The organism is Legionella fairfieldensis ATCC 49588 (assembly GCF_000621525.1).
In the GTDB taxonomy this organism is placed as follows: domain Bacteria; phylum Pseudomonadota; class Gammaproteobacteria; order Legionellales; family Legionellaceae; genus Tatlockia; species Tatlockia fairfieldensis.
In genome coordinates, this window is the sequence record NZ_JHYC01000018.1 from 65,484 (window position 1) to 77,361 (window position 11,878).

An 11,878-nucleotide genomic window follows, 5' to 3' on the forward strand; every position below is an offset into this window, starting at 1 on the left:
ATATGATTAGGACACCTGCTTTTAAATAATTAGTGTAATGACTATCAAAACGCTGCGCATCGCGACCCGAAAAAGCCCTCTTGCTTTATGGCAAGCCCATTACGTCGGCAAACAAATCAAACAACATTGGCCAACGCTTACTATAGAGTTTATACCGCTGGTAACGTCAGGTGATAAATTTCTTAAAGACAAATTATTAGCCGTGGGTGGCAAAGGGCTTTTTGTTAAAGAGCTGGAAGAAGCGCTTTTGGAAAATCGGGCTGACATCGCCGTGCATTCAATGAAAGATGTTCCCGCTACCTTTCCCGAGGGCCTTTCTCTCGCTGCTATTTGTGAAAGACACCATGCATTCGATGCACTGATTGCCCAAAACGGACATAATTTCCAAACGTTACCGCATGGGAGCTCTATTGGCACGGCCAGCTTACGCCGCCAGTCTCAACTCCTGGCAGCTCGCCCTGATTTAAATATAAAACCTTTACGCGGTAATATTAATACCCGTTTGGAAAAACTGGATACTGGTGACTACGATGCCATCGTATTGGCTGTCGCAGGACTGGAGCGCATGGGCATACAAGATAAAATCAGTGAGATTTTACCTGAAGAGTTGATGCTACCCGCTTGTGGGCAAGGCGCTCTAGGCATTGAGTGTCGTACTAATGATACAACAATAACGACTATTTTATCGCCTCTCAATGATCCACTTACCGCACTTTGTGTACAATGTGAACGTCATGTTAATGCATTGCTTGGTGGGAACTGCCATGTTCCACTGGCAGTTTTTTGTACTATACAAGAGAAACAATTATTACTTCGCGCCAAAGTATTGAGCATTGATGGCAAACGAGTCATTCATGACCGACAAACAGGGCCTCAATCCCAGGCATTAGCACTGGCGGACACTTGCGCAAAAGCATTGTTGGCTAAAGGCGCAGATAAACTACTGACTATTTCCTCATGAATTCATTACAAGGATTGCGTGTACTTAATACTCGCCCCGTAGAACAGGCCAAAGCATTAAGCCAGGCTATTGAGACCGCAGGGGGTACTGCTATCGAATGTCCAGCTCTTACCATTGTCCCTACGAGTAGGGCCTGGCTCTCTTCTTTACCTGTGCTTCATAAAGTTGATCAAGCCATTTTTGTCAGTGCAAACGCTGTGACTCATTTCTTTACTTCTCTGAAACAAGAACGACTACAATGGCCATCCACTATTCAGATTATTGCTATTGGCCCGGCAACTGCCACTGCTTTGGCTCAGTATCATATCCGAGTTGACTGGATTCCTGCTATTACTGATAGCGAACATCTCTTAAAACTTGAAATCATGCGGGCAATTCACCATAAAACCATCTTGTTGATTAAAGGTGAGGAAGGGCGAGATGTATTAGAAAAAGGTCTTACTGCTCGTGGCACAAACCTGATTCCTGTTAACGTGTATCGACGTCAATTGCCTGAGCCGAACCCTCAATATATTTCTTCCTTATGGCACAATGATGCTGTAGATATTATACTCTTTACAAGCGAGCAAGCAATGAACAACCTTTTTACCTTGTTTGGTGAAGAGGCTTATACCTGGCTATGTAGTAAGCCCGGTTTGGTAATTAGCAAACGTCTGGCAGAAGCTGCTGCATTAGCCGGCATACAGACAATATTGGTAAGTAGTCCAGAAAACCTGTTGAAGACGTTGTATCAATTTAATCAAGGATTAATTCATGGCCAATAGCAATGATGAACAAAGCAACTCAACAACGGTTACAAAAGACACGGCAGTAAAAAATCCTGCCCCCGTTAGCGCAACTGACATTCTCAAACCGTGGGCTTCGTGTTTAGCTCTATTATTCGCTATTATTGCCCTCCTTGTTACCTTATATAATTTTTATACCAACTCACAATCACGCCAATTTAACCTCCAACAAACGCAAAGTTCGCGCGATGCGCTTGATTCGTTAGAGCAACAGCAGTTAACTATAAAAAATAGTCTTTCCAACGCATTAGAAACGTTTAATCAAACACAAAGTGTTACCCAAAAACAAATCCAGGTGTTGGATAAAAACCTGCAAACTGCTTTACAACAACGTTTTTATCAGAAACAGGATTGGCTTTTAGTAAAAGCACGCTACTATCTGGAATTGGCACAAATTCAAGCGCATTGGAGTGATGATCAGCAAACAACCATTGCACTTCTCCAACAGGCTGATTCATTATTAGCTACGGCAACGGATCAACACTTATTTACAGTGAGACAAACTATTGCGAAAGAAATTGCCCAATTACAAACGCTGCCTAAAATTGATGTCACTGGTTTATTGAGCCAATTAGATGCCCTCCAGCATGCTCTCTTAGAGTTGCCGATCAAACAACCTTTCATACAAAGCAATAAAGAAAACAAGATAGCCAATGCCACTGTTTCATCATGGCGGGAGAAATTGCAGAATAGTATGAATAAACTTGAAAACCTGGTCGTTATTCGTCGTAATGATAAAGCGATCGAACCTTTATTGTCTCCTGCTCATCAGACTTTATTACAAGACAGGATCAGTTTAAATCTTCAGGAAGCTCAATGGGCGATCTTACAAAATAATTCAGCAATTTATCAATTGGCATTAAATCAGGCGTTAGAAAATATAACACGTGCATTCGATGAAAAAGCCAGCGCTACACAAGCTGTAATTCAACAATTAAAAACGCTGCAACAGACTAAATTACCAACCTCAAAACCTGTTATTGGAGAATCCCTTTCTCTTCTCAATCAATGGATAGAATCCCACAGGGTTCAACCTGTTGATGCCCCAACTACCACGGAAGGAGATAAATCCTCATGATTCGTCTATTAATCATTTTTTTGATCTTACTTGCTTCCGTCTATTTAGGGATTCAGCTAAGCCACGATCCGGGTTATTTATTGCTTACTCTTAATCATTGGAGTCTTGAAACTACCCTATGGGTTGCCGTTTTTACTTTAATTATCGTATTTTTTCTGCTTCATGGCTTTTTGCTCTTATTGGCAAAAATTGGCAGAAGCCCAGCAGCTATTCGTAACTGGCGGGCCAAACGCCGTGCGTTAAAAGCCCAGGCTAAAACCCGCCAGGGACTGATTGAATTTAGCGAAGGATATTGGTCCCAGGCTAAAAATCATTTAATTAAAGCATTGCCTGATACAGACAGCCCTCTACTGAATTATCTGACAGCTGCGCGAGCAGCCCAGGAAATGGGTGATAACCAACTTCGTGATGATTACCTTCGTGAAGCTCAACAATCAATGCCAGACGCTAAAATAGCAGTGGAATTAACGCAGGCACAATTGCAACTTGCCAATCAACAATGGGAACAAGCGCTCGCCACTTTGCGCCATTTACAGGATTTAGCTCCTCATCATCCTTACGTATTAAAACTGCTGATGCATCTTTATAAAGAAGTTAAAGATTGGCCTCAGTTAATAGCCCTTTTACCTGAATTAAAAAAACATCAGGTTATTACAGGCAAAGCGTTTGAAAAACTCCAGCAACAAAGCTATCTCCAGGCCATGTCGGATCTCGCCAGATATTCCCAAAATGATGCTCTTACCAAAATGGTAGCGCAATTACCTAAAAATTTAACGTATGACCCAGAGCTAATGGCCGAATATGCGCGGTTTTTAATCGCTCATAATGAATCAAAAAAGGCTGAGCAAGTTTTACGTCACTGTTTACGCAAACATTATGACGAACAAATAATAACATTATACGGACTCATTCCAGGAAACGGCAAACAACTGACATTCGCTGAATCACTGCTTAAAAAACACCCTCATTCTGCTGCAATCTATCTTTGTCTGGGGCGTTTAAGTCTTCATAATGATTTATGGGGCAAAGCAAAAAGTTATTTTGAAAAAAGCATTACTCTGACAGCCAGCCCTGAAGCCTACGAAGAACTGGGTAAATTACTGGAACGTCTCAATGATCAAACCGGTGCTTGTACAGCCTATCGTCAAGGATTAATCCTGGCAAATCAACAAAACTCGAAAATTACTGCCGGAATTAACAAGTAGTTGGGTAAACACAAACTGACAGAAAGATCCGTCACATTATCGACATCTTGAATAAAATACCCTCGTTTAACTTAAAGTTGGAGTACAAGCATCTTCACAGAATTTGAGATCATGTTCTACCTGGATAGTAGCATGATGAATATTGTATTTTTCTTTCAGCATTTTTACCAAACGTTGCCGAGACTCATCAGAGAGTGAGGTTTCAGGCATAAAGAGATGTACTGAAAGAGCGTTCTCTTGGGTACTTATCGCCCAAATGTGTAAATCATGAACTTCCTTGACTCCATTTTCACCCTGTAACGCTTCACGCACTTGAGACCAGGATATACCCCGAGGTACTCCATCAATAATTAAACGAAAGCTATCTGTAAAAAGCGACCAGGTTCCTTTTAAAATTAACAGGGCAATTAATAACCCAACGACAGGATCAATCCAAAGCCAACGGGTCCAATGGAGAAGAATTGCCGAAATGACTACCCCCACAGAAATTAACGCATCATAAAATAAATGCAAAAAAGCAGCACGAATATTTAAATCATCCGATCCGCGTAAAAATAATAGTGCTGTAGCTCCATTAACCAGAATACCTATACCAGCCACTATTATTACCGAAAATGCATTCACTTCAGTCGGAGAAAGTAATTTATACACTGCCTCTGTGGCAATAATCCCACAAGTAAAAACCAACAAAATCCCATTTGCCAATGCAGCCAGGATTGATGTTTTTTTCATGCCGTAAGTGGTATGTTCAGTAGGATTACGCTTCAATAAACGATTGGCAATCCAGGCTAAAATGAGACTTAAAACATCACCCAGATTATGAATTCCATCTGCTAAAAGACTTGTTGAATTGGCAATATAAGCAAAAATTATCTGACAAACTACGAATAACCCGTTAGCCAGAATTGCGATTAAAAACGCACGATTAAACTGCACATTACCATGCTGATGATGGGAATGTGTATGGCAATGGGAATGACTATGCTCGTTCTTGTCTTCCATTTCATGAAAAATCATGAGCGCCTCGTTCTAATTATCTTGCGCTGAAGAAGTAACATTTTCATCATTTGTGTAAAAATTAAGGCCAATTTTAATGCGCTCTCGCTCATTTTGCTTTCGCCAGTTATTCGTGTCACGTAAAGAATAAACACAACCGCAATATTCCTGTTTATAAAAATTCTCCCGTTTGGCAATGTCATACATCCTTGCCGCGCCGCCGTTTTTACGCCAATTATAGGTCCAATAGACAATATCAGGATAACGGCTGGCAGCACGCACACCAGCGTCATTAATTTGATTCATATCTTTCCAACGCGAAATACCCAGGGAGCTGCTTATAACCGGAAAACCATGTTCATACGCATAGAGAGCTGTACGCTCAAAACGCATATCAAAACAAACTGTGCAGCGTTTACCACGTTCAGGTTCCCATTCCAATCCTTTCACCCGGGCAAACCAGTTATCTTTATCGTAATCCGCATCAATAAAAGGGATATTATGTTTTTTGGCGAATGCAATATTCTCTTCTTTTCTGATTTCATATTCTTGTACAGGGTGAATATTAGGATTATAGAAAAAAATAGAAAAATTAATTTGTGCAAATAACAAAGCCTCCATGACTTCTCCTGAACAAGGAGCACAACAGGAGTGTAATAATAATTTATCGGCCTCATTGGGCAATGTTAATAGTTCTCGTTCAATCATGATAATTCCGCTAAATTAATAAAATGTTGACGATAATAAGCCAGTTCGGCAATTGAATCTTTAATATCGTCCAAGGCTAAATGTTTGGATTCTTTCACTACACCATTTAATAATTGCGGCCTCCATCGCTTTGCCAATTCCTTTAAAGTACTCACATCCAAATTGCGATAATGAAAATAAGCAGCTAATTGAGGCATGTATTTATACAAAAACCGCCTGTCCTGACAGATACTATTGCCACACATAGGTGATTTTCCCTTATCCAGGTATTTTTTAAGAAATTCAATAGTCTGTTTTTCTGCTGCTGTTTCAGTGATTGTTGATTCTAACACTCGTTTAACCAATCCTGATTGATTGTGTTGCCTGGTATTCCACTCATCCATAGTGGACAATAACGATTCATCCTGATGAATCGCGAGCACGGGACCTTCTGCCAAAATAGTTAAGTGTGCATCCGTTATAACCGTTGCAATTTCAATAATATGATCCTTTTCCGGATCAAGACCGGTCATTTCCAAATCAATCCAAATTAAATTATTATTGTTTTTCATGTTGTTTCCAGGAATTTGTGATCAGGTTCACACAGGCTACACGCCACTGATGTAAGGCTTCTTTAATCGCTTTTCCTTGAAAACCTTGCTTCATAACCTGTTGCGCTGATACTTTAGCACACTCTGTTACAATATAGCGCCAGTTTGAAGCCTGTTTATACTCTATTTTTCGTCCACAACCTTGCGCGTCCGACTCACAAACCAGTAAAAGTTTTTCAAAAAGTTCCGGACGACGAAATGCATCAGTTCGCTCAAGAGTTTTGACAATAGTATTGGGCCGCAATTCAAAAAGCCGGTGAATGATTAAATGATAACGCGATACCATGACGGCAAATTTACGATACTCAGAAGGAACTCGAAGCCGTTCACTCAAATTTTCAATAATAGTTATACCTCGTTCTTCATGACCATGGTGTTTTGGCCATTCTTGCATAGGCGTGGCAGCTTTTCCCAAATCATGCAAAAGGGCTGCAAAACGAACCATGGGATCATCTGATAACCTTGTCGCTGCCTGTAAAGCCAGTAAGCTATGGATACCACTATCCACCTCAGGATGATAACGCCTCGAATTAGGGACACCAAATAAAGCATCCATTTCTGGTAAAACAATTTTAAGCGCATCACACATTCTTAAGGTAGAAATAAAAACCTCTGGGTTTTTTTCGGTTAAACTACGCTGCCATTCCTGCCATACTCGTTCTGCAACCAAATGAGCCAGTTCACCGTGTCTAACCATATTATACATTAAAGAACGTGTTTCATCCGCCACTTTAAACCCTAAATGATGATAACGTGCTGCGAAACGGGCTACACGCAAAACCCGGACAGGATCTTCCACAAAAGAAGATGACACATGACGTAATATTTTCTTCTGTAAATCCATTTGGCCTTGGTAGGGATCAATTAATTGCCCTTGCTCATCCATAGCGATTGCATTAATAGTTAAATCGCGCCGTTTTAAATCATCTTCTAATGTAACATGCGGATCATAATCACAGACGAAACCATAATAACCTGGTGCCGACTTACGCTCTGTCCTGGCCAAAGCATATTCTTCTTGTGTTTTGGGATGAAGAAAAACAGGAAAATCACGCCCAACTTGTCGGTAACCCTGATCACGCATTTGTTTAAGCGTCGCCCCTACAACAACCCAGTCTTTTTCTTTTACTGGATAGCCTAATAATTGATCACGAACAGCTCCACCGACTAAATAAACTTTCATTACTCTATATTGCCTTCATAATGTACAATAGGAAATTTGATCGCTTACAATTATAGACTATGTTTAAACTATGAGTAAAAGACGAATTAATAAACAGCAATCTGCACGTATTGAAAAACTTCAGGCTGAGTATCGCCAAAAAACAAATAGTGATAAAACATCATCTGTACAAGAGGGCCTGGTTCTTAGCCGTTTCGGTCGTCATGCTGAAATTGAAGATTTAAAAGGAAATCGTATTCATTGTTCTATTCGTCCCAACATCGACTCTCTGGTTGCCGGTGATCGCGTTATCTGGCAAGAGGAAGGGGAAACTCAGGGAGTTGTTGTTAGCCGTTATCCTCGCCAAACAGTACTAATTCGTCCTGATAAACGAAGAGAAGGTAAACCTGTGGCTGCCAATATCACGCAGGTTGTTATAGTCATTGCTCCTAAACCGGAAGTAAGCTGGGTACTTCTTGACAGTTACCTGATCATGGTTGAGCATTTAGGTCTTAAAACCTGCATTGTGCTCAATAAAGTCGACCTACCTTGCGATGCTATTCAGCAGGAGCTATCCACTACTTATCATCCTCTCGGCTATTCTGTTTTATTAACTTCTAAAGACAACAAATCCAGCCATGTACTTCTAAAACAGGCCCTCAATCATCATACAAGTATAATTGTTGGACAGTCAGGAGTTGGTAAATCGTCATTGATTGCTTCAATTTTACCTCATGAAGAAATTACAACAGCAGAAATTTCCGTTAACTCTGAATTAGGTTGCCATACCACGTCTAATTCGCGATTTTATCGTATACCTGGCGGAGGAGCCTTAATTGACTCTCCCGGTGTTCGCGAATTTGGTTTATGGCACATGCCTGTCGCAGAAATTATTCAATGCTATCCTGAATTCAGATCACTTGTTCCTCAATGTAAATTTCGTAATTGTGATCATATTGATAGCCCTGGATGTGCTATAATTGCTGCTTTAAAAAAAGGCTTGGTATCCACAAAACGTTACAATAACTTTAGAAAAATTAGAGCAGATTTTCAAATGTGATAAGTTTCTTATACTTAGCACAGAACATAGAATAACTTAAACTTATTTTCATTTAAAATTGCTCATCATCTTAGATTCATAGCGGAGAACTCTTTAATAGAATTATTTTCGGGCTGATCCAGCCTGGAGGCCCCAAAAAAACTGCTTCGTGTATTTATAAAAGCTGAAGATTGGTTAGTATTGTCTTTATTAGGATCTCTTAATGATGAGATAATTTTTGCACGATTTGCATTATCTAAGTTATCATTGTTTAAAATTCGAATGAATTTTATGTTGACTTGCACCCATTTTTGATAATTATTTTCCGATGTTTTCAATATTTGTTCTATTTTTTGATGTAAATTTTCGAATAGATCTTTTTCAGTAGATTTATTTGGATAAGTTTTAATCATATCAGCCAATATACGCAATATGTCCTTTGGCTCAAAACAAGTATTACCTTCTGCGCTGAATAGCGAACCATCTGCTAAGCTTTTTAACCAATTTTTTGTATCCTCTTCACGTCCTGGCTTATCATCATTTAATGCCGGTTTAACGATATGTTCAATCAATGAGACATAGCTAAAACGTACATTATCAAAAGAACCTTCTTCAAAATTTTTTTTTAATAAATGATAGATCTGATTACCTGTTTCTGTAACTTTATTTTGTTCATTTCCAATAGATAAGGAACTTCCTCCTGCTAAAAATTCAGTTATTGTTTGTATAAAGCGTTTTCCCAAAGAAAATTTAAAAGAATGGGTCATCAAGGAAACGATTATAATTAATAGTCGACGAGTGGCCTCATTTTCATCAAGATCATTGTATTCACTATAAACCTGTTTAGTTGAGCACGATCTCATATTTTTAATATTAACCTTTTCACTTTTTTCTAATTCAGATCGAAATAACGTAATCGGATCGTAATTAACAATTAACTGGGCAAAATACCTTCCGCTTCCCGCAATACATCTTTTACCTTCTCTTATTAACGTTATAAGTTCTGCAAAGGTTTTTCGGGAATCATCCAGCTGAATCAGGTGTTGATAAAGCCTTTCTTTTTCTTGTGGATTATGATCGAGATATAAAAAAAATCGATCATAACTCTCTTCTGCCAACTTTAATGAATTTTCAGGAATTTTGCTCTGTATTAAACCTGAGGGACATAAGCTTTCATTCACTAATGTACGTAATTTATCAATGGTTTCTTTGCTCACTGGAATAGTATCTTGCGAGCTTTTTACATTTTGAAAATAAGTATAAAATTCTGGCGCTGCATGTTTCATACGTTCAATTTCTATCATATTCAACGGCTTATATTGATTATTTTCATAATAATAAAATAGCCCTTTCTCTCTATGATATTTAATACAATTAGGCAAATAAATTAATATTTCTCCGGTAGAGGATCTGATGTAATGAAACAAGGGAAAATCAGTAATGGGTTCGCAGGTTATAGGTTCAACAAGTTGTTTTAAATTTAAAGTGGGTATTAACAACTTATAGTAGTTAGTAATCTGCCCATGGGCCGATAAATAACCGGCCCAATATTGAGCCAATCGCATCCAGGGAATATTTACTTTATTTGGAGGCCAATAAGTATAATCTCTGTCGGTATCAATAATTTCATCCGAACGTATTTCATACATTCTTTCTATCATCTTAATAATAAGCGGCTGAATTATTGTTTTAGATTCAAGCTCCCTTAGTATTTTATTTCGTAGAACAGTTACTCGATCATTTTCACCGACATCCAAAGCAATAATTAGCTCATGCAACTGGCTAACATCTAAATAAAGTCCCGCCTTAAGTTGTTTATATACTATTTCTAAATCTTTATTTGGACTTATTAAAGCAGGATTAAATTGGCACAACCAATATGCTACACTCAGTAACTTTTCACTTAAGTCAGTGGAATTATCTTTACAATCCAATAGAATTTCCAGCAAAAAAAAGCTTTCATTATTAACTTTAATTAAAGCACCGTATAAATGATTAACATCCGCTACGGAACACAGCGCTAATTCATCAGCAAATTGTTTAAAGGCCCTGTTAAATAATTCCAAATCGTTTTTTCTTGTCTTTGAATCAAAATATATTTCAATCAGTTCAAGTAACTCCGAAAATAACTGTATTGGATAATAGCCCTTTTGTTGCCATGAAGGAGCACATTCTTTTATTAAATAGGTCCAAAAACTGGAATACATTTTTCCACATTTAGTCTTAAATTTGAGTTCATTTACCTCATTGTCTTTAGGAATGAATCGGTTTTCTTTAAGGCGAATGCGATATAATTCATTGAGTGTCAGTGCTCTTGGTTTACTTTTTGGTTTATCGAGAATAGCAAAAACACCAGAAAATATTTGCAATTCATTAAAGAGCGCTATAATACTATGCCAGATATTATTATCTGAACGGAAAATAACTCGAAGATCATTAAGCTGTTTTAATTGCGAAAAATCATTAGGTTCGATGGTATTTACAAGGACAGGGATCAATATTAACAAATAATGCTTTTTCAATACCATAGCCAAATTCTTGGCTAAAGTAATCCAGGGGGCATTCACTCCCTGGGAATTAACAGTATAATCCTCATTAGTATCAGCCACAAGAAACCATCGTCTATTGAAAGAGGCAAGGATCCAGTCAAGATCAAGGGTGTCTGATTCGCTTTCAACCAAATATCCATTTCTATCAAGTCTATTGCCTTCCTCCATAACGATTGCATCATGACCTTCAGGAATTACTTTTAATTCAATCGTTTTCCGTGAGGTGAAACACGAGTATTTCTCTTGAAAAGCTCGAAGAAAATCTAAATCCTGCTGACTTAACTGGTTTGTCATCTCAGTTAGCGCATTAATGAATTCCTCAATATATTGGACCAACATATACTCTAATCCTTTTAAGGGTACCTAATTTTACTGCATTTTTTTTTTGCTTACGAGAAAATAAGTATACTTTAACGCTTTTATTTTATAGAGATGCAATATTTTTATTAATTAATAAGCTACTATTTTAATAGGTAAAGGATAGAAAGCAGGTGAGATAATTTGCAGGAGAGCAGATAAAAAAAAGCGGCCTTAAAGCCGCTTGCTAATAAAGTCCTGGCGATGCCCTACTTTCACATGGGGAAACCCCACACTATCATTGGCGCAAGTCTGTTTCACTGCTGAGTTCGGTAAGGTATCAGGTGGTTCCAGACCGCTATGGTCGCCAGGAAAAACGGTTGTAGTCTGTATTAAACAGACCGGGTAAAGAAAGAGCACGATTCAATCATCCACATTCAGGATAACCTGAAGTTACTCAGGTTATATGGTCAAGACAATCAGCCAATTAGTACGAGTTAGCTTCACA

General features: G+C 38.5%; 10 protein-coding genes and 1 rRNA gene. 5 read left to right on the forward strand and 6 right to left on the reverse strand.

Translation table 11 applies throughout. The features are described 5' to 3' along the window. Positions 1 to 37 precede the first annotated feature (37 nt). The 4 genes from hemC to T345_RS0106670 are packed head-to-tail and all read left to right on the forward strand — an operon-like array spanning position 38 to position 4,029. On the forward strand, positions 38 to 961 hold the full coding sequence (gene hemC, locus T345_RS0106655; RefSeq protein WP_028388658.1) for a hydroxymethylbilane synthase: 924 nt from the start codon (positions 38 to 40) through the stop codon (positions 959 to 961). Continuing rightward, positions 958 to 1,725, forward strand: coding sequence for a uroporphyrinogen-III synthase (locus tag T345_RS0106660; RefSeq protein WP_028388659.1), 768 nt, complete (start codon positions 958 to 960; stop codon positions 1,723 to 1,725). Before hemC ends, T345_RS0106660 begins: the two co-directional genes overlap by 4 nt. Further along, a complete protein-coding gene (locus T345_RS0106665) occupies positions 1,715 to 2,824 on the forward strand; it encodes a uroporphyrinogen-III C-methyltransferase (RefSeq protein ID WP_028388660.1) in 1,110 nt (369 codons plus the stop codon). Before T345_RS0106660 ends, T345_RS0106665 begins: the two co-directional genes overlap by 11 nt. Then, on the forward strand, positions 2,821 to 4,029 hold the full coding sequence (locus T345_RS0106670) for a heme biosynthesis HemY N-terminal domain-containing protein (RefSeq protein WP_028388661.1): 1,209 nt from the start codon (positions 2,821 to 2,823) through the stop codon (positions 4,027 to 4,029). Before T345_RS0106665 ends, T345_RS0106670 begins: the two co-directional genes overlap by 4 nt. Positions 4,030 to 4,095: 66 nt before the next feature. Here the strand turns inward: T345_RS0106670 and T345_RS0106675 are convergent, their stop codons facing one another. The 4 genes from T345_RS0106675 to T345_RS0106690 are packed head-to-tail and all read right to left on the reverse strand — an operon-like array spanning position 4,096 to position 7,506. Then, a complete protein-coding gene (locus T345_RS0106675) occupies positions 4,096 to 5,046 on the reverse strand; it encodes a cation diffusion facilitator family transporter (protein ID WP_028388662.1) in 951 nt (316 codons plus the stop codon). A 12-nt stretch (positions 5,047 to 5,058) separates the two neighbouring features. Next, a complete protein-coding gene (locus tag T345_RS0106680; RefSeq protein WP_028388663.1) occupies positions 5,059 to 5,733 on the reverse strand; it encodes an epoxyqueuosine reductase QueH in 675 nt (224 codons plus the stop codon). Then, the gene (orn, locus tag T345_RS0106685; protein WP_028388664.1) at positions 5,730 to 6,284 is read right to left on the reverse strand and encodes an oligoribonuclease; all 555 of its coding nucleotides are present in this window, start codon (positions 6,282 to 6,284) and stop codon (positions 5,730 to 5,732) included. Before orn ends, T345_RS0106680 begins: the two co-directional genes overlap by 4 nt. Next, a complete protein-coding gene (locus tag T345_RS0106690; protein ID WP_028388665.1) occupies positions 6,271 to 7,506 on the reverse strand; it encodes a multifunctional CCA addition/repair protein in 1,236 nt (411 codons plus the stop codon). The genes orn and T345_RS0106690 overlap by 14 nt, the downstream gene beginning before the upstream one ends. A gap of 70 nt (positions 7,507 to 7,576) precedes the next feature. Here T345_RS0106690 and rsgA point away from each other — a divergent pair, with 70 nt between their 5' ends. After that, a complete protein-coding gene (rsgA, locus tag T345_RS0106695; protein WP_028388666.1) occupies positions 7,577 to 8,545 on the forward strand; it encodes a small ribosomal subunit biogenesis GTPase RsgA in 969 nt (322 codons plus the stop codon). Between the two features lie 65 nt (positions 8,546 to 8,610). Here rsgA and T345_RS0106700 read toward each other — a convergent pair whose 3' ends face one another. Further along, complete coding sequence (locus T345_RS0106700; protein WP_028388667.1) at positions 8,611 to 11,412, reverse strand: hypothetical protein; 2,802 nt, start codon at positions 11,410 to 11,412, stop codon at positions 8,611 to 8,613. 214 nt (positions 11,413 to 11,626) lie between these two features. Further along, a 5S ribosomal RNA gene (gene rrf / locus T345_RS0106705) occupies positions 11,627 to 11,742 on the reverse strand. Positions 11,743 to 11,878: the final 136 nt, after the last annotated feature.

Excerpts from the sequence above, each read along its gene's own strand:
- T345_RS0106690 (WP_028388665.1), bottom strand. The coding sequence starts at position 7,506 with ATGAAAGTTTATTTAGTCGGTGGAGCTGTTCGTGATCAATTATTAGGC.
- T345_RS0106700 (WP_028388667.1), bottom strand. The coding sequence starts at position 11,412 with ATGTTGGTCCAATATATTGAGGAATTCATTAATGCGCTAACTGAGATG.
- orn (WP_028388664.1), bottom strand. The coding sequence starts at position 6,284 with ATGAAAAACAATAATAATTTAATTTGGATTGATTTGGAAATGACCGGT.
- hemC (WP_028388658.1), top strand. The coding sequence starts at position 38 with ATGACTATCAAAACGCTGCGCATCGCGACCCGAAAAAGCCCTCTTGCT.
- T345_RS0106665 (WP_028388660.1), top strand. The coding sequence starts at position 1,715 with ATGGCCAATAGCAATGATGAACAAAGCAACTCAACAACGGTTACAAAA.
- T345_RS0106680 (WP_028388663.1), bottom strand. The coding sequence starts at position 5,733 with ATGATTGAACGAGAACTATTAACATTGCCCAATGAGGCCGATAAATTA.
- T345_RS0106660 (WP_028388659.1), top strand. The coding sequence starts at position 958 with ATGAATTCATTACAAGGATTGCGTGTACTTAATACTCGCCCCGTAGAA.
- T345_RS0106670 (WP_028388661.1), top strand. The coding sequence starts at position 2,821 with ATGATTCGTCTATTAATCATTTTTTTGATCTTACTTGCTTCCGTCTAT.
- T345_RS0106675 (WP_028388662.1), bottom strand. The coding sequence starts at position 5,046 with ATGATTTTTCATGAAATGGAAGACAAGAACGAGCATAGTCATTCCCAT.
- rsgA (WP_028388666.1), top strand. The coding sequence starts at position 7,577 with ATGAGTAAAAGACGAATTAATAAACAGCAATCTGCACGTATTGAAAAA.